Raw genomic sequence first — 24,262 nt, forward strand, 5'->3', positions numbered from 1 at the left:
TGGCACCACGCTATACTGCGTCGGTGCCGGCAGGCGGGTTGGAGACGCGCGTCAGTGAAAATCCTCATCATCGAAGACGAAGCCAAGACCGCCGACTACCTGGCCGGTGGCCTGGGCGAGGCCGGCTACAGTGTCGATCATGCCGACAATGGTATCGACGGCCTGCACATGGCCCGCGAGACACCCTACGACCTGATCCTGCTCGACGTGATGCTGCCTGGGCTCGATGGCTGGGCCGTGATGCAGAAACTGCGCGCACAGACCCGTACCCCCGTGTTGTTCCTCAGCGCCCGTGGCACCCTCGAAGATCGGCTGCGTGGCCTTGAGCTGGGCGCCGACGAATACCTGGTCAAGCCATTCTCCTTCGCCGAACTGCTGGCGCGCATCCGCATCATCCTGCGCCGCGGCCATGCGCAGCCGGATGAAGATATCCTCAGCCTGGGTGATCTGCGCCTGGACCTGGGCAAGCACCGCTGCGAACGCGCAGGTATGCGCATCGACCTGACCAGCAAGGAGTTCAAGTTGCTGGCGTGTTTTCTCCAGCATCCCGAGCAGGTGCTGTCGCGTACCTTCCTCGCCTCACGAGTGTGGGACATGAATTTCGACAGCGACACCAACGTGGTGGATGTCGCGGTGCGGCGCCTGCGGCAGAAAGTCGACGAACCCTTCGCGGTGCGCCTGATCCATACCGTGCACGGCGTCGGCTATCGCTGCGAGCTCGAGGCATGAGGCGCCTGTCGCTGACCGTGCGCCTGGCGGTGTTGCTGGCAACCTTTTCGTTCGTCGCCCTGGCTCTGCTGGGCGGCGCGCTGTATGTCGCACTCGGGCAACAACTGGCGCTGCGTGACGACGGCGCGCTGCTGACCCGCGTCGAGCAGATCCGTACCCTGCTGCGTGACATGGACGCCCGCGCGTTGGTGCGTGACAAGCCGCAGCTGTTCGCCAACATGCTGGGCAATACCGAATCCTTGCTGGTCATCCGGCCGGTCGCCGGGGCGCCGCTGCTGGAGGTCAACCCAGGGCGCCGCGAGGTGCCGCAGGTCACGCCTCTGCCCGCCGGGGACGCACTGGGGCTGGATGCGGTGCAGCGCAGCACCACCGCCGATGGCACGCCCTTCATCTATACCGCAGTACTCAGCGAGCCACCGGGTGGCGGTGCAGCGCTGGAAATTCTGTCGGGGCGCTTGCTGACCGAGCGCACCCGCATCCTGCGCGAGTACCGCGACAACATCATCCTGTTCTCGTCGGTGATGGCCGTGCTGGCCGCAGCCCTGGCCTATCTGCTTGCCCGCCGCGGCATGTCGCCACTGCGCCGGTTGGCGCGTCAGACGGCAACCATTGGCGTCGGCACCTTGTCGCAGCGGCTGCAGCGCGACGATGCACCCGCCGAGCTGGATGCCCTGATCGAGCAGTTCAATGCCATGCTGGCGCGGCTCGAACGCGGTTTCGAACAACTCAAGCAGGTCAGTGCCGACATGGCCCATGACTTGCGCACACCCATCAACAATCTGCTTGGCCAGACTGAGGTCGGCCTCGGTCAGGTGCGTGAGCCGCATTACTACCAGCGCCTGCTGGGCTCGCACTTCGAGGAGTTGCAACGGCTGTCGCGGATGATCGACAACATGCTGTTCCTGGCCCGCGCCGAGCATGCCGATCACCCTATCGATCGCACCGGCCTGGAGTTGGCCCAGGAGTTGGGGCGTCTGTGCGATTACTTCGAAGACCTGGCCTGCGAGCGCGACGTACGGCTGGCGTGGCATGGCGAAGGCTCGGTGTGGGCCGACGCCGCGCTGCTGCGCCGGGCGCTGGCCAACCTGTTGGCCAATGCGGTGCGCTTTGCCGAGCCTGGCAGTGTCATCGAAGTGACCGCCGGTGAGCAGGGCGATGAGGTGTTGATCCGGGTGCGCAACCGTGGGCAGGCAATCGCCCCTGAGCACCTGGAAAGCGTGTTCGAACGTTTCTACAGGGTCGATGCCTCGCGCCAGCATTCGTCACAGTCCAGCGGGCTGGGCCTGTCGATCGTGCGATCGATCATGCAATTGCACCAGGGACGCTGCTGGGCCGAAAGCAGCGAGGGGGCGACTTGTTTCACCCTCGCGTTCCCGCGCGTCAGCCACGATAGGCCACCCAGCCCTTGAAGGTCCCGCTGAAGTCGGCCTAGTTCAGCAGCGCGACAACAGTTCACTTAATCTTTCTCAATTGCAGGTGTATCGTATTCGCCCTTCATTGCCAGCGGTGCTGGCAGCTTGATTGCGCAAAACGAGGTACCTGCACGTATGTCCTTTACCCGTCGACAAATGCTCAAGGGCCTGACCGGCCTCGTCGTGGTTGGCCTGGGCGCCGGAGGCGCGGCTCGCTACTGGCTGGGCAAGGTCGAGGACGACAATGCCGGGCACGACTACGAGCTGATCGCGGCGCCTCTGGATGTCGAGCTGGTTCCCGGTTTCAAGACCGAAGCCTGGGCTTTCGGGCCCTCGGCACCCGGCACCGAGTTGCGGGTGCGCCAGGGCACCTGGTTGCGGGTACGCTTCATCAATCACCTGCCGGTTGAAACCACCATCCATTGGCATGGCATCCGCCTGCCGCTGGAAATGGACGGTGTACCCTACGTGTCGCAATTGCCGGTCAAGCCGGGTGAGTTCTTCGACTACAAGTTCCGCGTGCCCGATGCCGGCAGTTACTGGTACCACCCGCATGTCAGCAGTTCCGAGGAGCTGGGGCGCGGGCTGGTCGGGCCGCTGATCGTCGAGGAGCGCGAGCCGACCGGCTTCCTGCATGAACGCACCCTGAGCCTGAAGACCTGGCACGTGGACGAGCAGGGCGAGTTCATGCCGTTCAGCGTGCCTCGCGAGGCCGCGCGCAATGGCACCGCTGGGCGCTTGATCACCATCAATGGCCAGGCCGAGGCGGTCACCGAGTTGCCCGCCGGCCAAGTGGTGCGTGTGCGGCTGCTCAACCTGGACAACACCTGGACCTACCGCATCAACCTCAAGGGCAACTACGAGGCGATGATCTATGCGCTCGATGGCAACCCGGTGACCCCGAGGCCGCTCGAGGACGACTACTGGCTTGGCCCCGGCATGCGCATCTGCCTGGCCATCCGAATTCCCGAGGCCGGCGAGGAGATTTCCCTGCGCGACGGCTTCGTGCGCCTGGGCACCCTGCGTTCGGTCGCCAGCAGCGAGGCACCGAGCGACTGGCCCAAGGCGCTGCCGCCGAACCCGATCGCCGAGCCGGACCTGGAGAAGGCCGAGAAGCTGAACTTCAATTTCGAATGGGCGGGCCAGGTTTCGGTGAACACCGACAACGGCAAGCCACCGAGTCTGTGGCAGATCAACGGTCAGGCCTGGGACATCACCGACAAGACCTGCGCCGATCGGCCGATCGCCACGCTGAAAAAGGGCAACAGCTATATCTTCGAGCTGAAGAACATGACCCAGTACCAGCACCCTATCCACCTGCATGGCATGAGTTTCAAGGTGATCGCCTCCAATCGCCGCAAGATCACCGAGCCCTGGTTCACCGACACCTACCTGTTGGGTAGGAACGAGCGTGCCCAGGTGGCGCTGGTAGCGGATAACCCAGGCACCTGGATGTTCCACTGCCATGTGATCGACCACATGGAAACCGGCCTGATGGCCGCGATCGCGGTGGTCTGATGCGTCCGCGGATCATCGATCGCAGCGGCGATCAGGCATTCATGCAGTTGGCGCTGGAACTGGCGGCTGAAGGCGCTTTGCTGGGGGAGGTGCCGGTAGGTGCGGTGCTGGTGCAGCAGGGGCAGGTGATCGGCCGAGGTTTCAACCGACCGATCACCGACAATGACCCCAGCGCCCACGCCGAAATGGTCGCCATTCGCGATGCAGCCAAGGCTGTCAGCAACTATCGGCTGCCGGGCAGCACCCTGTATGTGACCCTCGAGCCCTGCAGCATGTGTGCGGGCCTGATCGTCCATTCGCGGATAGAGCGGGTGGTGTATGGGGCGCTGGAGCCCAAGGCGGGGGTGGTGCAGAGCCAGGGACAGTTCTTCACCCAGGGCTTTTTGAATCATCGGGTGTTGGTAGAGGGGGGCGTGCTGGCGCAGGAGTGCGGGCAGATTCTCAGCGATTTCTTCAAGGCGCGCCGGGCGAAAGCCTAGCTGACGCGATCCCTGTAGGAGCAACTGTCTTGTTCAAAATCTAAAGGCCAGCCCACCCTGTGGGAGCGGGCTTGTCCCGCGATCACCGGCGTAGCCGGTGCCATGCATCGCGGTGTTCCTTTCGCGGGCAAGCCCGCTCCCACAGGGACCTGCGCTCCTGCAAAAGGAGCTGGGATGTCACATCGGCGGTGACTGTTCCGCCGGCTTGTCCTTGTTGACCGCAGGCACATGCAGGTTGCCCTCGGCCACCTGTCCCTCGAGCTGCGGCTGGGTCACCCAGGTGAGGATGTCGTAGTAGCGGCGGATGTTGGCCACGAAGTGCACAGGCTCGCCGCCGCGGGCGTAGCCGTACTTGGTCTTGCTGTACCACTGCTTCTGCGACAGGCGTGGCAGCATCTTCTTCACGTCCAGCCACTTGTTCGGGTTCAGGCCTTCGCGCTTGGCGAGGGTACGGGCGTCTTCCAGATGGCCGCTGCCGACGTTGTAGGCGGCCAGGGCGAACCAGGTGCGGTCCGGCTCCTGGATGCTGTCGTCGAGCTGCTCCTTGATGAGCATGAAGTATTTCGCCCCACCCATGATGCTTTGCCTGGGGTCCAGCCGGTTGGACACGCCCATGGCCTGGGCGGTGCGCTGGGTCAGCATCATCAGGCCGCGTACGCCGGTCTTCGATGTCACCTCGGGCTGCCACATCGATTCCTGGTAACCGATCGCCGCCAGCAGCCGCCAGTCGACCTGCTCGACCTTGGCGTAGCTCTTGAAGTGCTTTTCATACTTGGGCAGGCGCTGCTGCAGGTGCTGGGCGAAGGTGTAGGCACCGACGTAGCCAAGCACGTCGACATGGCCGTAATAACGGTCTTTCAGGCGCTGAAGCGTGCCGTTCTTCTGCGCCTTGTCGAGAAACTCGTTGATCTCGTTGAGCAGGCTGTTGTCTTCGCCGGCCGCCACGGCCCAGCGCTGGTCGCGGGCATCGCCCAGGTCGAAGGCCACGCGCACGTTGGAGAAGTACACCTGGTTCATCGCCAGTTCGTTGGAGTCGACCAGGGTCAGGTCGATCTGGCCTTCGTCAACCATGCGCAATAGGTCGACCACCTCCACAGCGTCGGACTCTTCGTATTCAAGCGTCGGATACTGTTTTTTCAGTTCAGCCAGCTGTTCGGCATGGCTGCTGCCCTTGAGCACCATGATCTTCTTGCCGATCAAGTCCTTGGGTTCGGTGGGGCGGGAACGGCCATTGCGGTAGATGACCTGGGGGGTGACTTCGAGATACGGGTGGGAGAACTTCGCCTGGGTGGTGCGTTGCTCGCTGCTGACCAGGCCAGCGGCGGCCAGCACCGGGCCGGTTGGCTTGCCCAACTGGTCGAACAGGTCGTCGAGGTTGTCGGCGGTCTCGATCTCCAGCTTGACGCCCAGATCGTCGGCGAAACGTTTGACCAGCTCGTATTCGAAGCCGGTTTCGCCGTTGCGGTCCTGGAAGTAGGTGGCCGGGCTGTTGCGGGTTATGACGCGCAGCACGCCGTCCTCCTTCACGCGCTCGAGGGTGCTGGGTTTTTCAACACAGGCACCGAGCATCAGCAAGAGTCCGGTTGCGAAGAGCCATCTGGCGCAGCGCTGGCGCAAAGCAGTGTGGGCGAACATAGGTTGCAGTATACGCAAAGGACCGCCCGCGCCATATCTCGACAACCGTTAGCTTGTCTGGTAGCGGGTTGTGTGTTTGCGGGGGCTTGCCTTCGGAGGATCGCCCAGTGAAACCCCTCCGGCCAGCCTGCAGAATTCTGACCCCCAGGTCCGGTTCCACCGCCCGGCAGCATTGCCCTCTGGCGGGTGCCGAAAGCCGTCGAATTAGGCTAGAATGCACGGCCTCTAAGCACACCCCTTCCTGAGGCTGTCCCGACGATGTTGATCCTGCGCGGCGCTCCTGCCCTTTCTGCCTTTCGCCACGGTAAATTACTCGAGCAACTGAGCCAGAAAGTCCCCGCTGTTACTGGTTTGTATGCCGAATTCGCCCACTTCGCCGACGTCGACGGCGAGCTGACCGCCGACCAGCAGCAGGTGCTGGGCCGTCTGCTCAAGTACGGCCCGAGCGTGCCGGTACAGGAGCCGAGCGGCCGCCTGTTCCTGGTCGTGCCGCGCCTGGGCACCATTTCGCCCTGGGCCTCCAAGGCCAGCGACATCGCCCATAACTGCGGCCTGCAGTCGATCCAGCGCCTGGAGCGCGGCATCGCCTACTACGTGGCCGGCTCGCTCAGCGACGCCGACGCCGCGCAGGTGTCCGCCGAACTGCACGATCGCATGACCCAGCGCGTGCTGACTCAGCTGGAGCAGGCGGCAGACCTGTTCAGCCACGCCCAGCCCAAGCCGATGACCTCGGTCGACATTCTCGCAGGTGGCCGCGCCGCCCTGGCCCAGGCCAACGTCGACCTGGGCCTGGCCCTGGCCGAAGACGAGATCGACTACCTGGTCAACGCTTTCCAGGGGCTCAAGCGCAACCCGAACGACATCGAGCTGATGATGTTCGCCCAGGCCAACTCCGAGCACTGCCGCCACAAGATCTTCAACGCCAGTTGGGACATCGACGGCCAGGCTCAGGAAAAGAGCCTGTTCGGCATGATCAAGAACACCTACCAGATGCACAACGAAGGCGTGCTGTCGGCCTACAAGGACAACGCCTCGGTGATCGTCGGCAACGTCGCCGGCCGCTTCTTCCCGAATCCTGAAACCCGCCAGTACGGTGCGGTGCAGGAGCCGGTGCACATCCTGATGAAGGTCGAGACGCACAACCACCCGACCGCCATCGCCCCGTTCTCCGGCGCCTCCACCGGCTCCGGCGGCGAAATCCGCGACGAAGGCGCCACCGGCCGTGGCGCCAAGCCCAAGGCCGGCCTGACCGGCTTCACCGTGTCCAACCTGCGCATCCCGGGCTTCGAACAGCCATGGGAGCAGGCCTACGGCAAGCCTGAGCGCATCGTCGACGCCCTCGACATCATGATCGAAGGCCCGCTGGGCGGCGCCGCGTTCAACAACGAATTCGGTCGTCCGGCCCTGACCGGCTACTTCCGTACCTTCGAGCAGAGCATCAACACCCCGCACGGTGAAGAAGTACGCGGCTACCACAAGCCGATCATGCTCGCCGGCGGCATGGGCAACATCCGTGAAGACCACGTGCAGAAGGGCGAGATCACCGTCGGCGCCAAGCTGATCGTGCTCGGCGGCCCGGCCATGCTGATCGGCCTGGGCGGCGGCGCTGCTTCGTCGGTGGCCACCGGTGCCAGCTCGGCTGACCTGGACTTCGCCTCGGTCCAGCGTGAAAACCCGGAAATGGAGCGCCGTTGCCAGGAAGTCATCGACCGCTGCTGGCAGCTGGGCGACGACAACCCGATCGCCTTCATCCACGACGTCGGCGCCGGCGGCATCTCCAACGCCTTCCCGGAACTGGTCAACGACGGTGGCCGCGGTGGTCGCTTCGAACTGCGCAACGTGCCCAACGACGAGCCAGGCATGGCCCCGCACGAAATCTGGAGCAACGAATCGCAGGAGCGCTACGTGCTGGCCGTCAGCGCTGTCGACTTCGAGCGCTTCAAGGCCATCTGCGAGCGTGAGCGCTGCCCGTTCGCCGTGGTCGGCGAAGCCACCGAAGAACAGCACCTGACCGTCACCGACAGCCACTTCGACAACACCCCGGTCGACATGCCGCTCGACGTGCTGCTGGGCAAACCGCCACGCATGCACCGCTCGGTCACCCGCGAAGCCGAGCTGGGCGATGATTTCGACCCGAGCGAGCTGGACCTGGACACCGCCGTACAGCGCGTGCTGAGCCACCCGGCCGTGGCCAGCAAGAGCTTCCTGATCACCATCGGCGACCGCACCATCACCGGCCTGGTCGCCCGCGACCAGATGGTCGGCCCGTGGCAGGTACCGGTGGCCGACTGCGCCGTCACCGCCACCAGCTTCGATGTCTACACCGGCGAAGCCATGGCCATGGGCGAGCGGACTCCGCTGGCACTGCTGGATGCCCCGGCATCCGGGCGCATGGCCATCGGCGAAACCATCACCAACCTGGCCGCCTCGCGCATCGACAAGCTGTCCGACATCAAGCTGTCGGCCAACTGGATGTCCGCTGCCGGCCACCCAGGCGAAGACGCGCGCCTGTACGACACCGTCAAGGCTGTCGGCATGGAGCTGTGCCCCGAGCTGGGCATCACCATCCCGGTCGGCAAAGACTCGATGTCGATGAAGACCAAGTGGAGCGAAGAGGGCGTCGAGAAGAGCGTTACCTCGCCGATGTCGCTGATCATCACAGGCTTCGCCCCGGTCACTGACATCCGCAAGACCCTGACCCCGCAACTGCGCATGGACAAGGGCGAGACCGACCTCATCCTGATCGACCTGGGCCGCGGCAAGAACCGTATGGGCGCCTCGATCCTGGCCCAGACCTACGGCAAGATCGCAGCCCAGGCGCCGGACGTCGACGACGCCGAAGACCTCAAGGCGTTCTTCGCCGTGATCCAGGGTCTGAACGCCGACGGTCACCTGCTGGCCTACCACGACCGTTCCGACGGCGGCCTGGTCACCACCGTGCTGGAAATGGCCTTCGCCGGCCATTGCGGCCTCGACCTGCAACTCGATCCGCTGACCGACAGCAAGGGCGACGTGCCGGCCATCCTCTTCAACGAAGAGCTGGGTGCGGTCATCCAGGTTCGCCAGGACGCCACGCCGGACGTACTGGCCCAGTTCAGCGCCGCCGGCCTGGGCGAGGAGTGCGTCGCGGTAATCGGCAAGCCGGTCAACAACGGTGAGGTGTCCATCAGCCTGAACGGCGAAGTGCTGTTCGACGATGACCGCCGCATGCTGCAGCGCCAGTGGGCCGAGACCAGCTATCAGATCCAGCGCCTGCGCGACAACGCCGACTGCGCCGACCAGGAGTTCGATGTCCTGCTCGAAGAGGACAATCCAGGCCTGTCGGTCAAGCTCGGCTACGACGTCAACGAAGACGTCGCCGCGCCCTACATCAAGAAGGGTGTGCGTCCGCAAGTGGCGATCCTGCGTGAGCAGGGCGTCAACGGCCAGCTCGAGATGGCTGCAGCCTTCGACCGTGCAGGCTTTGCCGCGATCGACGTGCACATGAGCGACATCCTCGCCGGTCGCGTCGACTTCGAAGCCTTCAAGGGGCTGGTCGCCTGCGGTGGCTTCTCCTACGGCGACGTACTGGGCGCCGGTGAGGGCTGGGCCAAGTCGGCGCTGTTCAACAGCCGTGCCCGCGACGCCTTCCAGGCCTTCTTCGAGCGTACCGACAGCTTCGCCCTGGGCGTGTGCAACGGTTGCCAGATGATGTCCAACCTGCACGAGCTGATCCCGGGCACCGAGTACTGGCCGCACTTCGTGCGCAACCGCTCGGAGCAGTTCGAAGCGCGTGTAGCCATGGTCGAGGTGCAGAAGTCCAACTCGATCTTCCTGCAGGGCATGGCCGGTTCGCGCATGCCGATCGCCATCGCCCACGGCGAAGGCCATGCCGAGTTCGCCAGCGAAGAGGCACTGCTGGAAGCCGACCTTTCCGGTTGCGTGGCCCTGCGTTTCGTCGACAACCACGGCAAGGTCACCGAGCAGTATCCGGCCAACCCGAACGGTTCGCCACGGGGCATCACCGGTCTCACCAGCCGCGACGGTCGCGTCACCATCATGATGCCGCACCCTGAGCGTGTGTTCCGTGCCGTGCAGAACTCCTGGCGTCCGGATGAGTGGCGGGAAGACGCTGCGCTGATGCGCATGTTCCGCAACGCGCGGGTGTGGGTGAACTAAGCGGTGCACAAGCTCGCCTTCTTCGTCCCCGCCAGCCATGTCGAGGTGGTCAAGGCCGCCGTGTTCGCCGCTGGAGGCGGACGTATCGGTGACTACGACCACTGTGCCTGGCAGACACTTGGCCAGGGTCAGTTCCGCCCGTTGGATGGCAGCCAGCCATTCCTCGGGCAGGTGGGCCAGGTCGAGGTGGTGGAGGAGTGGAAGGTGGAGCTGGTGGTGGCCGATGAGCGGGTTCGCCAGGTGGTCGCCGCATTGAAACAGAGCCACCCTTATGAAACGCCGGCGTATGAGGTCTGGCCTTTGCTGGACATCTGAGTGCGCTGAAATTTTGCTGCTGCACATCGACAAGCCCCGGCAGTCTTCTGCCGGGGCTTGTCGTTTCTACAGGTTTTAACTGAACAGCCCTTTCAGACGTTCCCAGGCGCTTTCATCCACCGCTGGCGCCTCATGATCGTGGTTGAGCGCTTCGAAGACAGCAGGGTCGCTGGATTTCTGGATTTCCTTGGGATGCTCGCTTGCCCATTTGCTGACCAGTTCGTCCTGCCATTCGCTGTCATTGGGGTGGGTAAAGTAGCTGCGCGCTATCTTGACCGGATCGCGCAACCGCCCCCCCTCCCAGTATTTGAACATGGCGAAACCGACATCGCGCACTGCAACCCGGGCCATCAGGGTGGCCAGGGTATGCAGCGGATGCACGTCATGGTCCTTGGCAAGCTGGGAGTGGGTCGGATTGGTCGAGCCGGTGAGCATGGGATTGCCCATTCTGTACGTCTGGATATCGTCGACCGAGTTGCCGATCAGGTTGAGGATGGCCCGGTAGCCAACCTTGGGCAGGTCGGCCGCAAGGCGCAGCGGTGAGCCCGTGATCCAGGAAATGCGCCTCGCCACATTGAACCCTGGCAGGTCCGCCAACGTGTCGCGAACTTCCAGTGCGGTGTTCAGGTATTCCTGCCACTGCGGATCGGGGTGGTCCTGAAGCAGGATCAGCAGCGCCAGTTCAGTGTCCGAGCGCTGCCCTGGCGTGATGTTCTCGAAGTCGCCGGAGGGGGCGAAGAGTGCATTGGCCATCGGCTCGGCCAGGCTGGCTATCACATCGCTGCCGGCGAACATGCCGGTGACGATGGGCCAGCCGTGCTTGCAGTCGGCTTGTGCGGTCCAGGTCAGTACCGTGTCGTGACCCTGCTTGTGCAGGCTCAATTCGGCGTAGTTGGAGTGGGCGAAGTAATCTTCCAGCACGTGCAGTGCTGCACCGAATTCGCGCATGCCCTCAGGGGTCGGGCCCGCCGCCATTGCCTCGCGTAGTCGTTCGCACATGTAATCGACCGAACTGAAGATGTGGCGCTTCATGGACGTATCCGGATCGACCTGCAACCGCGGATCGTCCTGTGCGACAGGCGGCTCGAAGTCTGCATCGATGGTGCTTGGATCAGTCGCTGACGGGTTGGGGTTATAGGGATTGTCGATGTGCTCGGTAGGACGATACACCCCGAGCATCTGCGGTGTGACCACGTAGTGCGCGCGCTCTTGCGGCGTGGATTGCAGGCTGGGAAATGCCTTGAGCGCCAGCAGGTCTACGAGTTGGGTCAGGACTTTCCGGGAGAGCTTGCGCGGGAACTCTTTGGGCGCGTCCTCGGCGCGGACCAGCTTGGGATCGAGCAACTGCGAGTAGTCGCGCAACCAGTTGCCGAAATAGATCGCCTTGCGTTGTTGCTCATTGAACCCGGCGTACTTGAGGTCGTCCTCGATCGACTCATGCCCCCAGGACATTTCAGGGTTTTTCTTGTCGCCCTTGCCCGCAGAAAAGCCCTCGGTGCTGCCTTCATGGGTGTTGGCGCGTTGCGCATGTTCATCCTGGCTCTGGCGGATGAACAGGCGCATGGCCTGGTCATCGGCTCGCAGGGTGATGGTTCGGCCTGCTTCGGTCAGTTGGGCAATCTGCAGCTCACCGCTTGGGCGTGACTTCATGCAACCGATCAGGTAGGCGAAGCGCGCACCTTCCTCAAGTTCTGCATCCTCGGCGATCGAGGCAAAGCCATCGTCCAGGCCTTTCGCGAAGTCTTGGCGCAGAAGGTTGTCCAGGTGATGACCGAACTCGTGCAGCAGGATGGTCGCCAGTTCACAGGCCGCCTGTGGCTGCAGCAGCGCGGTAGCGATCACCTCGGGGTGCAGGTGGATGATACGCGTGGCATTGTCGTAGCAGGCTTTGCCTGCCACCTGTGGGTTCACCTGGTGTACAGGGTTGCTCAGCGTGCCGTCGCGCAGTGCGTCCTGCAACTGCTGGTAGCAACTGTCTGGCAGGTCGTCACCGAACACAGGGATGAGCATTTCGCGGAAGGCCTGTGCTGAGAGTGGCCGGCTGATTTCGGTGAGTCGATCAAGAGCGAAGCGGGTGTGCAGGCGTAGTGGGATCATGCTGGGGACTCATCAATTGACGGAGTCCCCAGCATGTGAGCCGCGTGGTGCAAGAGGGAGCAGGCAACGCCTCCCGCTGTAGGCGCTACGAAAGGCGGGTGCGGTTTTGAAGGGACCCGCAGGCCAGCAGGCCGATCTCGAACAGCAACCACATCGGGATGGCGAGCATGGTCTGGGAAAACACGTCAGGAGGCGTGAGGATCATACCGGCCACGAAACAGCCGACGATCACGTAGGGCCGGCTACGGCGCAAGCTGGCAACATCGGTCAGGCCTGCCCAGACCACGATGAAGGTTGCCACCGGAATTTCGAATGCCAGGCCGAATGCCAGGAACAGGGCGAGAATGAAGTCCAGGTACTGGCTGATGTCGGTCATCATTGCCACGCCTTCGGGGGTCACGCTGGCGAAGAAGCCGAACATCATCGGAAACACCAGGAAGAACGCGAACGCCATGCCGCCGTAGAACAGCAGGATGCTCGACACCAGCAGCGGCAGGGCTATGCGTTTCTCTCGCCGATACAGCCCCGGCGCGATGAAGCCCCAAGCCTGATGCAGCAGCACTGGCATGCTGATGAACAGCGCGCACATGGCCGTCAGCTTGAAGGGCGTGAGAAACGGCGAGGTGACGCTGGTTGCGATCATGCTCGCGCCCTCGGGCAGGAAGCGGCGCAGCGGCTCGGAGACCAGGGTGTAGAGGGTCTGGGCGAAGGGGAACAACACAGCGAACGCCAGGGCGATGGCCAGCAGGCAACGCACCAGGCGCTTGCGCACGTCTCGCAGGTGTTCGGTCAGCGGCACTGCCGACCTTCCGTGGACAGCGAAGCTCATGATGTACGTTCCCTGGCGGGTGCTTCATCGAGGCTGACACCCTGGCGGATGTCCTGCTCCAGTTTGCGCAGCGCCGCATCGTCCAGGGCTGGCATGTCGATTTCCCGCTCGACCTGGGCGCGCAGCATATTCATTGCCTGCCGCGCCTGCCCAAGACCGCGCCCGACGGTGCGCATCGCCACCGGCAGGCGTTCGGGCCCCAGGACCAGCAGAGCGACGACGCCAACCAGTAGCAGTTCGCTGAAACCGATCTCGAACATCAGCCTTGGCGATCCGTTGGCTGCTGCTGTTGAACCTGTGCGTTGGGTGATGCGCTGCTGTTGTCGTCACCGCCCATCGACTTGCGAAAACCCTGGATCGCTTCGCCGACATCGCTGCCCAGGCCTTTGAGGCGCTTGGTGCCGAACAGCAGGAAAACGATCAGCAGCACGATCACCAGTTGCCAGATGCCTATACCGCCCATGTGCGAGAACTCCTGTAAGGTCATGAAAAGGAAGGCCAATCCTGCCTGCTTCAGATGACGCCAACGTGACTGTCGGGAAACGTTGCCATGTGCTTGCAACACGCACCGTGTTGACTGGCGCCTCCACGGATGACGAGGCGCGGTGCAATGGGTGGTGGGCGACAACAGGGTGCAGCGTTGCTGATGGTGATGGTGGCGCTGGCGATGCTTGCAGCGGGCCTGGCCTGGCTGGTTGAGGAGGGGCGTCGGCAGGTCGATGAGACGCGCTTGCTGCGCCAGCGCGTGCAGGTGCGGGCGATGGAGCAGGCTGGCCTTGCCTATGCCAGCCAGGCCCTGCGCGATCCGACCTGGCGCGCCAGCCCCCTGTTCTGGCAGGCCCTGCGCGGCCAGGCGCTGGAGTATGACTTTGGTGCAGGCAAGGCGCGCCTGCAGGTGCGCGACCAGCACACCTGCTTCAACGTCAATGCCTTGCTGGGGGAAGACGCCGAGCGTGCCGAGCGCCAGTTGCGTCGATTGCTCGGCGACGACATGGCTGCCGAGCGATTGGTCGACGCCCTGGCCGATTGGCTGGACGTTGACAGCGACACCCGCCTGCAAGGTGCCGAGAGCGGCCAGTACCTGCGCCAGCAGCCACCACGTCTGGCGGCCAACCAGGCGATGCTCGACCCGAGCGAGTTGAACCTGCTGCTGGAGCCCGATGCCGGGCGCCAGGGGCGCTATCCGATGCTGTGCGCATTGCCGCAGACCAGCGGTTGGCGGCTCAATGCCAATGCCTTGAACCTTGAGCACCTGCCGTTGCTGGAGGCGCTCTACGAGGGGCATTTTTCCCGCTCGCTGCTTAGCCGGATCATCACCAATCGGCCGGCGTCGGGTTATGTCGATGCGGGAGGGTTACGCCAGGCACTGGGCGCTTTGGATGACGAGAGCTTTGCTCGGTTGAGCGAGGGATTGTTGCTCAACAGCGGGTTCTTCCTGTTGCAGCTTTCGTTCGAGGAAGACGGGCGAGTGGTGCGCAGCCAGTTTCAGGTCGAGGCGTTGGGGGTGGTGCAGTGGCATGCGCGGGTGCCGGCGCAACAGGTTCGGATTCGCGGGCGCGAGCCAGTGTTCTAGCGTTCAAGCGCCGAAGCCAGATGGGGCCGCAAGGCGGCCCCGGCGAGGGTGAGCTGGGCAGGCAATCCGCGGCCTTTGAGCACCGCGGACTACAGGCTCCGGATCAGGCCGTTCCGATCTCACCGCCATCATTGCGCTGAATCACCACGGTAGACGCCCGTGGTCGCACTCGGCTCCCCGCAGGTGTCACATCCGTCGCCTTGTCGGTATAGGGCCAGTTGCCCGGGTGCTGGATGTTGATGAACAGCGTCTTGTTGTCCGGCGTGAAGCTGATCCCCGTCACCTCGCAGCCGTTAGGGCCGACGAAGAAGCGCCGCAGGTCCACCTGATTCTGCGCGTTGACCGGAATCTGCTTGCCGGTGGCATCGACCAGGTCGGTCGGGATCACCGCCAGCAACTGGTCATTGGTGTAGCTGGTCAAGGTGGTCTCACCGTTGTCGGTCTCGAACCACAGCACCCCGCGGCTATCGAAGCTCATCCCGTCGGGGCTGGCGAACTGGTTCAGTTCGGTCAGGCCCGAGCGGTTGATATCCGGTGCACCGGCGGCGTTGGCGCCGAACACGAAGATATCCCAGGTGAAGCTCTTGTGATCGTCGCTGTCGTGCCAACGGATGATGTGGCCGTGACGGTTCGGGCCGCGGGGGTTGGCCGCATCCACCTTGGCGGCGGTACGCGCGCTGTTGTTGGTCAGCGTCAGGTAGACATCGCCGTTGAGCGGGTTGACGGCGGTCCACTCAGGGCGGTCCATCGGCGTGGCGCCGACCGCGTCAGCCGCACCGCGGGTGTTGAGGATGATGCCCGGCAGGTCGCCGTACAGTGCACCCAGCGTGCTGCCGGCGGTGGTGGGGGTGGCAACGTCCAGCAGCAGCCACACACCCTTGCCGTCGGCATTGAAGCGGGCCACGTAGAGCTTGCCCTTGTCCATGTATTTGGCACCGGTGGCCAGGCGGTCGGCCGGGGTGGCGTCGGCCGGATCCCAGACGGCGTCGGAGACGAACTTGTACAGGTACTCGTTGTTCGAGTCGTCGCCGGTGTACCACACCAGCGGCTTGCCAGCGACCGCCAGGCCCGGGCAGCAGCCCTCGTGGCGGAAGCGACCAAGGGCGGTGCGTTTCACCGCCAGGGTGGCGCTGTTGTACGGGTCGATCTCGACGATGTAGCCATAAGTGCTGGCTTCGTTGCGGTAGTCGTCGGTGGCGCTTGCACCGGTCGGTGTCACGTTGAAGCGGGTGAACTCACCGTTGACCTCGCTGGCATCACCGGCAGCGGTCTCCCACTTGTACTGGCCGCTGCTGGCACTGACGCCGATGCGCACCTGGTCTGCCGGGCGCACGCCCTTGTTGACGAAGATGCCAGGCCAGTTTTCTTCGCACGTCAGGTACGTGCCCCACGGCGTATAGCCGTTACCGCAGTTGTTGTTGGTGCCGCGTGCCTGGGTGCCGGTCGGCGAGAACTTGGTCTTGACGTGATCGGTGCCGCGCAGGGGCCCGGCGATGTCCATCAGCGAAGCGGTGGTGAAGCGGCGGTTGAGCGGGTCGTTCTGCATCACCTGCCAGCGGCCGTTGACCTTGCTCAGGCGCACCACGCCGGCGCCGTGGGCGTTGATCTCCTTGCGCACTTCCTCGACCGGGCGCTTGCCAGTGCCATCGGTGGTCGGGCCGTTCGGGTGCAGCGCGTCGGCTTCGATGTATTCGAAGTTGATCGCCAGCAAACCATCGTCGGAGCTGCCGTTGAGGGGGAAGAAGTGCATGCCGTCATGGTTCATGCCCATCGCGTTGGCCTGGTCGGTCGAGGTATTGCTGCCGTCGGACTTCCACGGGTTGCCGTTGCTGTTCAGCGGCGTGCCCCACGGCGCGATCACGTAGGCGCTGTAACCGGCGGCAATGACGCAAGCGTCGGTGCGCGAGCCGGCGATGGACTGGAAGCCCAGCTTGAGCTTGGCTGGCGGTTCGGTCACAGGCGGCTCGGTGACCGGATCATCGTGATGGGAGCTGCCGCCACCACCGTCGAAACAGGCGGTCAGGCCGGTGCCTGCGATCATCGCGATGGCCGCGCCGAGGCTGCCGCGCATCACGGTACGACGGCTCAGGTAGGTATCCATCACACTGGCCATCGGCAGGTTGCCGCTCTGGTTCCGGTCCAGGTTATCGCCGGTTTCTCGACTCATCAGGGTGTCCTTGTAATGGCTGAGTAAGAGGAACCGCGACTGTAGGGGGCAAGTGTGATGATTGATTGGCAAAAATATTAACGGGGTTTTAAAACCTAGCGCTATTAGTAACAAGATTTGTCAGAGCTTTACCGCATCGGTTGTCGGATTTCTGCCATCAAACTGTCACGCAGCCACCCCAATATCCGGGGCCGAACGTGAACTCAGGTTAGGGATGGCGGGGTCGATGGCGAGCAGTGTGCGCAGACGCGAAGTGATTGGCTGGATGGGCGTCGGGGCCTTGGCGCCTTTGTTGGGCGCCTGCTCCGCGATCCCCGGTCAGCGCGGCGGCGATGCCTCGCTCGAACTGCTCTATGTCGCCGACACCCTCGATGCCCGCGAGCCTGGCCTGCCAGTGGTGCCTGCTACGCGCCTGGGGCCGGTCAGCCATCTGGGGCGTGCTCCATGGATGACCGGCAGCCATGCCAGTAGCGGCCATGCCGAGCTCGCGCCATTGCTCGATGCCGGCCAGGCCAGCCAGGCGCGCCTCGGCGGTTATGCCGTGTTGGCCGCACTGATGGAGCAGATGCGCAACGAGGCCGGCGCCGAGCGCTGCCTGACCCTGGAGAACGGCCAGAACTGGAATGGCAGCGGCCTGGCCTACCTGACCCAAGGCGATAGCGGCGTGCAAGGCAGCCGGATACTGGCCAGCGACGTGCGTGTGAGCAGCGATGAGCGCGTGCTGTGGCCGCAACGCTGCGCCGCCCTCTATCGCCAGTCCCCTGCAATCACCCTCGGCGCAGGTCTTGGTGCTGAACAGGCCAAGGGCCTGGGTGTCGAGCCCCTGCGCGTGTTCGAGCGCGGCGGCGTGCGCATTGCGGTGGTCGGTGTGACTGACCCTTACGCCCAGGATCAGAAAGCCTCGCTCAAGCAGTGGTACCAATCATTGCTGCCAAGTTTCCAACAAGCGCGGCGCGAGGCCGACCTGGTGGTCGCCCTGGCGGATATCGGCACTGGCCCCGGCCTGTGGCTTGCCGAGCGGATCGACGACATCGATGTGCTGCTGTGTGCCCGTGGCCAGGACCTGTGGCCGACTCCGGTACCTGTCACGCAAGCATCGGGGCGCCAGGTGCCGGTGCTGTTCGCCGGGTGTCGCGCCAGTGGCGTCTATCGCCTGCGTTGTCAGCAAACCGCAGGGCAGTGGCGCTTCGAGGCGCGCTTCGTACCCGCTTCCGACGATCAACTTTCGCCCACTGCCCAGGCGCGTGCCAGCCAGTTACGCAGCACGCTGCGCCAGCAACGCGCCGGTCATGCCGCCTGGCTCGACCAGCCGCTGGCCCGTGCGCCGCAGCCCCTGTGGCGCCGCGACACCCGTGGCGGCAGCTGGGACCGTCTCCTGCACCAGGCCCTGGCCGACGACTCGAGCATGCCGGTGCTATTGCCGGGCCTGCGTTACGACCATCCGCTGCCAGCAGGCCAGGCGATCACCCGCGAGCACCTGATCAGCCTCACCGGCGGCTACCCGGCGCCGGTGGTCGAGGCGCCTGCGCGCCAGGTGGAACAGGTGCTGGAGAATGCCGCCGAGCAGTTGTTCGGCGATCCGCTGCTGCTCGACAACAGCCAGGACCTGCCGCGCTGGCAAGGCCACGCCTGGCAGGTCAGCTACAGCCCGATGGGCAAGCGTGTCGCCGGGTTGCCCACGGTGCAGGGCCTGTGCCGCACCTTCGGCCTGCACTTCGATGCCCAGGCCGGCGAGCCGCTGTGGCAGAAGGTCGAGGCCTGGCTGGCGCGCCAGGAGCCGAACTGGCAACTGGCGCCGCTGCAACTGCCCCAGGTGCGCTATGTGCAGGGGCATCCGGGGTGGCATCCGCGCCAGGTGGCCTCGTGATCGGGCTGTCGCGCCTGCCCAACGTGATGCTGCTGACCCTGGCCGGCTGGCTCGCTGCCCAGTGCATGCTGCAACTGAGTCGCCAGCCGCAACCGCTCAGTGTCCCGCGCGAACAGACACCCACCTTGCCAGGCCTGATGGCCGGTCACTGGCAGGCGCCACCCGAAGAGGGCGGCATTCCCCTGACGCGCCTGCCCCTGCAATACCTCGGCGGGCTCAAGGCCGAGCCGCTGTCCGCCACCGTGGTGGTGCTGCGCTTCGGCCAGCAGGTTCGCACCCTGGGCCGCGGCCAGCGCCTGGCGCCAGGGATCGTGCTGCAGGACATCGACGCCGATGGCCTGATTTTCGACAACCAGGGGCGGCGCGAGCGCCTGCCCTGGCCGCCACGGCCCGCCGTGACCGGCTTCAAGCGGCAAGGATGAGCAATGATCGCAAGATACGCTGTGGCCTGCGTGCTGAGCCTCGGCCTGTGCTTTGCGCAGGCCTGGGCCGAAGACCCTGAAGTCGACGAAGAGGGCGTGCCCCAATACGAGGTGAACTTCGTCGACACCGACATGGGCGAGTTCATCGACAGCGTCTCGCGCATCACCGGCACCACGTTCATCGTTGATCCGCGGGTCACCGGCAAGGTCACGGTACGCACCGTCGATCGCCATGACGCCGAAGCCATCTATGACATCTTCCTCGCCCAGTTGCGTGCCCAGGGCTTTGCCGCCGTCGACCTGCCCAACGGCAGCGTGAAGATCGTCCCCGACCAGGCCGCGCGCCTGGAGCCGGTGCCGGTGGAGAACGCCGGCAAGCAGAGCAAGGGCAGCGACGGCGTGGCGACCCGAGTATTCAATGTGCGCAACGCCGCCAGCGAACAGATGCTCGGCATCCTCAAGCCGCTGATCGACCCGCGCGTCGGGGTGATCACCCCATACCCTGCCGCCAACCTGCTGGTGGTCACCGACTGGCGCAGCAACCTGGAGCGCATCGACAAGCTGCTACGCCAGCTCGACCAGGTCAGCGACGAACCCTTGCAGGTGATGCCACTCAAGCATGCCAGCGCCGCCGACACCGCGCCCCTGGTCACCCGCCTGCTGGCCCGCGAGCAGGGCGCCGACAGTGCCCAGGTGGTGGCCGACCCGCGCAGCAATGCGCTGCTGGTGCGCGGCAGCGCCGACAGCCGCGAGCGCGTGCGTGCGCTGCTTGGTCAACTCGACCGGCCCAGCGACAACCTGCACAGCAGCAACACCCAGGTGATCTACCTGCGTCACGCCAATGCTGCGGAAGTGGTCAAGGTGCTGCGCGGTCTCGGCCAGGACGGCGGGGTGCCCGATGCGCCCGCAGGCGAAGGCAGGGAGGCGCCGGTACGCACGGCCAGCGATTCTGGCGTGCGCCTGGAGTATGAAGAAGGCGCCAACGCGGTGGTCATGGTTGGCCCTGACAGCGAGCTTGCGGCCTATCGCAACATCGTCGAGCAACTCGATATCCGCCGCGCCCAGGTGGTGGTCGAGGCGATCATCGCCGAGGTGTCCGACAGCAGCGCGCAGGAGCTCGGCGTGCAGTGGCTGTTCGCCGACGAGAAGTTCGGCGCCGGCATCGTCAACTTCGGCAGCAACGGGGTGAACATCGCCAGCATCGCGGGCGCTGCTGCCAGCGGCGACAACAAGGAACTGGGCAAACTGCTCTCGGCCACCACCGGCGCCACCGCCGGCATCGGCCATTTCGGCAGCGGTTTCAACTTCGCCATGCTGATCAATGCGCTCAAGGGCAAGAGCGGTTTCAACCTGCTGTCGACCCCGACCCTGCTGACCCTGGACAACGCCGAGGCGTCGATCCTGGTCGGTCAGGAGGTGCCCTTCGTCACCGGCTCCGTGACCCAGAACAACGCCAACCCCTACCAGACCATCGAACGCAAGGAGGTGGGGGTGAAGCTGCGCATCAAGCCGCAGGTCAACAGCGACAACAGCGTACGCCTGGACATCGTCCAGGAAGTGTCCTCGATCGCCGATTCGCGCGCCGCCAGCGATGTGATCACCAACAAGCGCGAGATCAAGACCAAGGTCATGGTCGATGACAATGGCCTGGTGATTCTCGGTGGCCTGATCAGCGACGAATCCACCACCAGCAACCAGCGCGTGCCGTTGCTCGGTGACATCCCCCTGCTGGGTCGCTTGTTCCGCTCCGACAGCAACCGCAACGTGAAGCAGAACCTGATGGTATTCATCCGCCCGCGGATCATGCGCGACGGGCCGAGCCTTGCCGGGCTGAGCCAGGAAAAGTACCGCAGCCTGCAGCAGGATACCGCCTTGCAGATGCCGGAGCTCGCCGAAGGTGGCGCCTTGCTCAAGGCGTTTCCGGCCAGTCGCGCGCGGCTTGAAGGCGGTGACTGGTGATGCTCGGCTACCGCCTGGCGCGTCAGGCTGGCGTTGCCATGGCCCCGGACGATCAGGGCTGGCAGCTATGGTTGCGCGAGGATGCCGACAGCGATCAGGTGCAAGAGCTGCTGCGCGTGCATGGCCAGCCACTGCGCCTGGAGCGCCTCGATCGCGCCGCTTTCGACGAGCGCCTGGGCCAGCTCTACCAGGCTGCCGACTCGGCTACCGCGGCATTGATCGAAGGCATCGGCGAACAGGTTGACCTCGATAGCCTGATGAGCGAAATGCCACGCATCGAAGATCTGCTCGAAAGCGACGACGAAGCGCCGGTGATCCGCCTGATCAACGGCCTGTTCGGCCAGGCCCTGCGCCTGCGTGCCTCGGACATCCACATCGAAACCTTCGAGCAGAGCCTGGTGGTGCGCCTGCGCGTCGATGGGCACCTGCGCGAAGTGCTGCGCCCGCCGCGTGCGCTGTCGGCCATGCTGGTGTCGCGGGTCAAGGTCATGGCGCGCCTGGACATCGCCGAGAAACGCCAGCCCCAGGACGGACGCATCACCCTGCGCGCCGCCGGGCGGGAGGTGGACGTGCGAGTCTCGACGCTGCCCGGCATCCACGGCGAGCGCGTGGTGATGCGCGTGCTCGACAAGCAGGCCAGCCTGCTGGCGCTGGACAACCTCGGCATGCCCGCCGCGGCTTTGCAGGGCCTGCGCGCGTGCCTGGCGCGGCCCAATGGCATCGTGCTGTCCACCGGCCCCACCGGCTCCGGCAAGACCACCACGCTGTATGCCAGCCTCAACAGCCTCAACGACGGCAGCCGCAATATCCTCACCGTCGAAGACCCAGTGGAGTACGCCATCGCCGGTATCGGCCAGACCGCGATCAACCCGCGTGCCGGGCTGACCTTCGCTACCGGCCTGCGCGCGATCCTGCGCCAGGACCCGGACGTGATCATGCTCGGTGAGATCCGCGACCAGGAGACTGCGCAGATCGCCGTGCAGGCCAGCCTGACCGGTCACCTGGTGCTCTCGACCTTGCACACCAACAGCGCCGTGGGCGCAGTGACGCGCCTGCGTGACATGGGCATCGAGCCCTTCCTGATCGCTTCCAGCCTGCGCGGGGTGCTGGCCCAGCGCCTGGTCCGACGCCTGTGCAGTTGTGCCGAGCCGCGCCCGTTGCTCGCCGCCGAGCGGCGTCTGTGGCCGGAACTGGCGGCGTTGCAGGCCACCCACCACCCCGTGGGCTGCGACAGTTGCCAGGGCAGCGGTTATGTCGGGCGCCTGGGGTTGTATGAATTCATCGAGCTGGATGCAGGGTTGGTCGCCCTGCTTTATGAGGGCGCCAGCGAAGTAACGATGCAGGCGCACCTGGCCACACGTCGGCAGAGCCTGGTGGCCATGGCCAGCGACTGCCTGGCCCGTGGCGAGACCAGCCTGGCCGAAGTGCTGCGCGTGGTGCAGGGCTGAGTATGCCGACCTATCGCTACCAGGCCCTGGACCTGGCAGGTAAACCGCACAAGGCCAGCGTGCAGGCCGACAGCGAGCGCCATGCCCGCCAGTTGTTGCGTGAGCAGGGGCTGTTCGCGCGCAAGCTGCGACGCCAGGAAGGCAGCCTGCGGCAACCGCGCCGTCAGCGCCTGAGCCGTGCCCAGCTGTGCGAGCTGACCCGCCAACTGGCCACGCTGACCGGGGCTGGCATCCCCTTGGTCGATGCCCTGGCCACGCTCGAACGGCAATTGCGCGCGCCCGCCTTGCAGGCCGTGCTGGTGTCGGTGCGCGGCGCGCTTGCCGAAGGCCTGGGGCTGGCCCGCAGCCTAGCCCGTCAAGGCGCGCCGTTCACCGGGCTGTACTGCGCGCTGGTCGAAGCGGGCGAGCGCTCCGGGCGCCTGGCGCAGGTGTTGACGCGCCTGGCGGATCACCTGGAGCAGGTCCAGCGCCAACAGCACAAGGCGCGCACTGCGCTGATCTATCCCTGCGTGCTGATGGGCGTGTCGCTGGCGGTGGTGGTGGGGCTGATGACGTTCGTGGTGCCCAAGCTGACCGAGCAGTTCGCCCATTCCGGGCAGGCGCTGCCGCTGATCACCTCGCTGCTGATCGCCATCAGCCAGGGCCTGGCCAGTGCCGGCCCCTGGCTGCTGGGTGCAGCGATCCCGCTGACGCTATTGAGCGGCTGGCTGTTGCGCAAGCCGCACTGGCGTCTGCGCCGCGACGACTTGCTGTTGCGCCTGCCGCGCATTGGCAGCCTGCTGCAGGTGCTGGAGAGCGCACGCCTGGCGCGCAGCCTGGCGATTCTCTGCGGCAGTGGCGTGGCCCTGCTCGAAGCCCTGCAGGTGGCCAGCGAAACGGTTGCCAACCAGCGTATCCGCCTGGCCCTGGAGCAGGTGCGCCTGCAGGTCCAGGGCGGCACCAGCCTGCATCGGGCGCTGGATGCCAGCGGCCAGTTTCCACCGCTGCTGGTGAACATGGTCGGCAGCGGCGAGGCCAGCGGCACCCTGGCCGACATGCTGGAGCGCGTGGCCGACGACCAGGAGCGCGGCTTCGCCCGCCAGGTCGACACCGCCATGGCGCTCTTCGAACCTCTGATAATCCTGGTGATGGGCGGCGTGGTGCTGTTCATCGTGCTGGCGGTGCTGTTGCCGATCATGCAGCTCAACCAGGGTCTGCAACTGTGAAAAGGAGTCTTTGCATGCAGTATCGCGCCAAGCGTCAGCGCGGCTTCACCCTCATGGAGATCATGGTAGTGATCTTCATCATCGGCCTGCTCATCGCGGTGGTCGCGCCCAGCGTGCTGGGCAACCAGGACAAGGCCATGCGCCAGAAGGTGATGGCTGACCTGGCCACCCTCGAGCAGGCACTGGATATGTACCGGCTCGACAACCTGCGCTTTCCCAGCAGCGAACAAGGCCTCGCTGCATTGGTGAAGAAACCGGCCCAGGAGCCGGTGCCGCGTGCCTGGCGCAGCGATGGCTACATCCGTCGCCTGCCGGAAGACCCGTGGGGCACACCGTACCAGTACCGCATGCCGGGCGAGCATGGTCGTGTCGATGTCTATTCGCTCGGCGCCGACGGGGTGGCCGGTGGCGAAGGGCTGGATGCCGACCTGGGCAACTGGGAGCTCTGA

Annotated in this window: 19 protein-coding genes; 13 read left to right on the forward strand and 6 right to left on the reverse strand. The window is 65.1% G+C overall.

The window, feature by feature from the left end; translation table 11 throughout:
* Positions 1-54: 54 nt before the first annotated feature.
* From ACNFHO_RS18810 to tadA, 4 genes are all read left to right on the forward strand, one after another.
* Positions 55-729, forward strand: a complete 675-nt coding sequence (locus ACNFHO_RS18810) for a heavy metal response regulator transcription factor (protein WP_416767064.1) — start codon at positions 55-57, stop codon at positions 727-729.
* The gene (locus ACNFHO_RS18815; RefSeq protein ID WP_063543254.1) at positions 726-2,138 is read left to right on the forward strand and encodes a heavy metal sensor histidine kinase; all 1,413 of its coding nucleotides are present in this window, start codon (positions 726-728) and stop codon (positions 2,136-2,138) included. The genes ACNFHO_RS18810 and ACNFHO_RS18815 overlap by 4 nt, the downstream gene beginning before the upstream one ends.
* Before the next feature lie 138 nt (positions 2,139-2,276).
* Positions 2,277-3,659, forward strand: coding sequence for a multicopper oxidase family protein (locus ACNFHO_RS18820; RefSeq protein WP_063543256.1), 1,383 nt, complete (start codon positions 2,277-2,279; stop codon positions 3,657-3,659).
* A complete protein-coding gene (gene tadA / locus ACNFHO_RS18825; RefSeq protein WP_065863196.1) occupies positions 3,659-4,138 on the forward strand; it encodes a tRNA adenosine(34) deaminase TadA in 480 nt (159 codons plus the stop codon). The genes ACNFHO_RS18820 and tadA overlap by 1 nt, the downstream gene beginning before the upstream one ends.
* A gap of 177 nt (positions 4,139-4,315) precedes the next feature.
* Here the strand turns inward: tadA and mltF are convergent, their stop codons facing one another.
* Complete coding sequence (gene mltF, locus ACNFHO_RS18830) at positions 4,316-5,773, reverse strand: membrane-bound lytic murein transglycosylase MltF (RefSeq protein ID WP_063543260.1); 1,458 nt, start codon at positions 5,771-5,773, stop codon at positions 4,316-4,318.
* Between the two features lie 258 nt (positions 5,774-6,031).
* On the opposite strand from mltF, the gene purL reads away from it, so the two are divergent.
* Both purL and ACNFHO_RS18840 read left to right on the forward strand, forming a co-directional pair.
* Positions 6,032-9,931, forward strand: a complete 3,900-nt coding sequence (gene purL / locus ACNFHO_RS18835; RefSeq protein WP_416767065.1) for a phosphoribosylformylglycinamidine synthase — start codon at positions 6,032-6,034, stop codon at positions 9,929-9,931.
* Positions 9,932-9,934: 3 nt separating this feature from the next.
* Positions 9,935-10,246, forward strand: coding sequence for an NGG1p interacting factor NIF3 (locus ACNFHO_RS18840; protein ID WP_151925310.1), 312 nt, complete (start codon positions 9,935-9,937; stop codon positions 10,244-10,246).
* A 75-nt stretch (positions 10,247-10,321) separates the two neighbouring features.
* On the opposite strand, the gene ACNFHO_RS18845 is transcribed toward ACNFHO_RS18840, so the two are convergent.
* The 4 genes from ACNFHO_RS18845 to tatA form a co-directional block, all read right to left on the reverse strand.
* Positions 10,322-12,343, reverse strand: coding sequence for an HET-C-related protein (locus ACNFHO_RS18845; protein ID WP_416767066.1), 2,022 nt, complete (start codon positions 12,341-12,343; stop codon positions 10,322-10,324).
* Between the two features lie 85 nt (positions 12,344-12,428).
* Positions 12,429-13,172, reverse strand: coding sequence for a twin-arginine translocase subunit TatC (gene tatC, locus ACNFHO_RS18850; protein ID WP_063543264.1), 744 nt, complete (start codon positions 13,170-13,172; stop codon positions 12,429-12,431).
* Positions 13,169-13,432 (reverse strand): Sec-independent protein translocase protein TatB, encoded by a 264-nt coding sequence (gene tatB, locus ACNFHO_RS18855; protein WP_054894696.1) that lies wholly within the window; start codon positions 13,430-13,432, stop codon positions 13,169-13,171. The genes tatC and tatB overlap by 4 nt, the downstream gene beginning before the upstream one ends.
* Positions 13,432-13,635, reverse strand: coding sequence for a twin-arginine translocase TatA/TatE family subunit (gene tatA / locus ACNFHO_RS18860; RefSeq protein WP_054894695.1), 204 nt, complete (start codon positions 13,633-13,635; stop codon positions 13,432-13,434). The genes tatB and tatA overlap by 1 nt, the downstream gene beginning before the upstream one ends.
* 147 nt (positions 13,636-13,782) lie before the next feature.
* Here tatA and gspK point away from each other — a divergent pair, with 147 nt between their 5' ends.
* Positions 13,783-14,745, forward strand: coding sequence for a type II secretion system minor pseudopilin GspK (gene gspK / locus ACNFHO_RS18865; protein WP_416767067.1), 963 nt, complete (start codon positions 13,783-13,785; stop codon positions 14,743-14,745).
* Between the two features lie 103 nt (positions 14,746-14,848).
* Here the strand turns inward: gspK and ACNFHO_RS18870 are convergent, their stop codons facing one another.
* The gene (locus ACNFHO_RS18870; RefSeq protein ID WP_416767068.1) at positions 14,849-16,912 is read right to left on the reverse strand and encodes a PhoX family protein; all 2,064 of its coding nucleotides are present in this window, start codon (positions 16,910-16,912) and stop codon (positions 14,849-14,851) included.
* Positions 16,913-17,138: 226 nt separating this feature from the next.
* On the opposite strand from ACNFHO_RS18870, the gene ACNFHO_RS18875 reads away from it, so the two are divergent.
* From ACNFHO_RS18875 to gspG, 6 genes are read left to right on the forward strand one after another with little or no spacing between them, the layout of a single operon-like run.
* On the forward strand, positions 17,139-18,779 hold the full coding sequence (locus ACNFHO_RS18875) for a lipoprotein UxpA (RefSeq protein ID WP_416767069.1): 1,641 nt from the start codon (positions 17,139-17,141) through the stop codon (positions 18,777-18,779).
* Between the two features lie 26 nt (positions 18,780-18,805).
* On the forward strand, positions 18,806-19,201 hold the full coding sequence (locus ACNFHO_RS18880; protein ID WP_416767138.1) for a pilus assembly protein PilZ: 396 nt from the start codon (positions 18,806-18,808) through the stop codon (positions 19,199-19,201).
* A gap of 3 nt (positions 19,202-19,204) precedes the next feature.
* Positions 19,205-21,160 carry a type II secretion system secretin GspD gene (gene gspD / locus ACNFHO_RS18885; RefSeq protein WP_416767070.1) on the forward strand — a complete coding sequence of 652 codons (1,956 nt, stop codon included), beginning with the start codon at positions 19,205-19,207 and terminating at the stop codon, positions 21,158-21,160.
* The gene (locus ACNFHO_RS18890; RefSeq protein ID WP_416767071.1) at positions 21,160-22,608 is read left to right on the forward strand and encodes a GspE/PulE family protein; all 1,449 of its coding nucleotides are present in this window, start codon (positions 21,160-21,162) and stop codon (positions 22,606-22,608) included. The genes gspD and ACNFHO_RS18890 overlap by 1 nt, the downstream gene beginning before the upstream one ends.
* A 2-nt stretch (positions 22,609-22,610) precedes the next feature.
* Positions 22,611-23,813 (forward strand): type II secretion system inner membrane protein GspF, encoded by a 1,203-nt coding sequence (gene gspF / locus ACNFHO_RS18895; protein ID WP_416767072.1) that lies wholly within the window; start codon positions 22,611-22,613, stop codon positions 23,811-23,813.
* Positions 23,814-23,827: 14 nt separating this feature from the next.
* A complete protein-coding gene (gspG, locus tag ACNFHO_RS18900; protein WP_125930627.1) occupies positions 23,828-24,262 on the forward strand; it encodes a type II secretion system major pseudopilin GspG in 435 nt (144 codons plus the stop codon).

This window comes from Pseudomonas sp. NY15374, assembly GCF_048068255.1.
Taxonomy (GTDB): domain Bacteria; phylum Pseudomonadota; class Gammaproteobacteria; order Pseudomonadales; family Pseudomonadaceae; genus Aquipseudomonas; species Aquipseudomonas machongensis.

Excerpts from the sequence above, each read along its gene's own strand:
- ACNFHO_RS18815 (WP_063543254.1), top strand. The coding sequence starts at position 726 with ATGAGGCGCCTGTCGCTGACCGTGCGCCTGGCGGTGTTGCTGGCAACC.
- ACNFHO_RS18820 (WP_063543256.1), top strand. The coding sequence starts at position 2,277 with ATGTCCTTTACCCGTCGACAAATGCTCAAGGGCCTGACCGGCCTCGTC.
- tadA (WP_065863196.1), top strand. The coding sequence starts at position 3,659 with ATGCGTCCGCGGATCATCGATCGCAGCGGCGATCAGGCATTCATGCAG.
- mltF (WP_063543260.1), bottom strand. The coding sequence starts at position 5,773 with ATGTTCGCCCACACTGCTTTGCGCCAGCGCTGCGCCAGATGGCTCTTC.
- purL (WP_416767065.1), top strand. The coding sequence starts at position 6,032 with ATGTTGATCCTGCGCGGCGCTCCTGCCCTTTCTGCCTTTCGCCACGGT.
- ACNFHO_RS18845 (WP_416767066.1), bottom strand. The coding sequence starts at position 12,343 with ATGATCCCACTACGCCTGCACACCCGCTTCGCTCTTGATCGACTCACC.
- tatC (WP_063543264.1), bottom strand. The coding sequence starts at position 13,172 with ATGAGCTTCGCTGTCCACGGAAGGTCGGCAGTGCCGCTGACCGAACAC.
- tatB (WP_054894696.1), bottom strand. The coding sequence starts at position 13,432 with ATGTTCGAGATCGGTTTCAGCGAACTGCTACTGGTTGGCGTCGTCGCT.
- tatA (WP_054894695.1), bottom strand. The coding sequence starts at position 13,635 with ATGGGCGGTATAGGCATCTGGCAACTGGTGATCGTGCTGCTGATCGTT.
- gspK (WP_416767067.1), top strand. The coding sequence starts at position 13,783 with ATGGGTGGTGGGCGACAACAGGGTGCAGCGTTGCTGATGGTGATGGTG.
- ACNFHO_RS18870 (WP_416767068.1), bottom strand. The coding sequence starts at position 16,912 with ATGAGTCGAGAAACCGGCGATAACCTGGACCGGAACCAGAGCGGCAAC.
- ACNFHO_RS18875 (WP_416767069.1), top strand. The coding sequence starts at position 17,139 with ATGGCGAGCAGTGTGCGCAGACGCGAAGTGATTGGCTGGATGGGCGTC.
- ACNFHO_RS18880 (WP_416767138.1), top strand. The coding sequence starts at position 18,806 with ATGCTGCTGACCCTGGCCGGCTGGCTCGCTGCCCAGTGCATGCTGCAA.
- gspD (WP_416767070.1), top strand. The coding sequence starts at position 19,205 with ATGATCGCAAGATACGCTGTGGCCTGCGTGCTGAGCCTCGGCCTGTGC.
- ACNFHO_RS18890 (WP_416767071.1), top strand. The coding sequence starts at position 21,160 with ATGCTCGGCTACCGCCTGGCGCGTCAGGCTGGCGTTGCCATGGCCCCG.
- gspF (WP_416767072.1), top strand. The coding sequence starts at position 22,611 with ATGCCGACCTATCGCTACCAGGCCCTGGACCTGGCAGGTAAACCGCAC.
- gspG (WP_125930627.1), top strand. The coding sequence starts at position 23,828 with ATGCAGTATCGCGCCAAGCGTCAGCGCGGCTTCACCCTCATGGAGATC.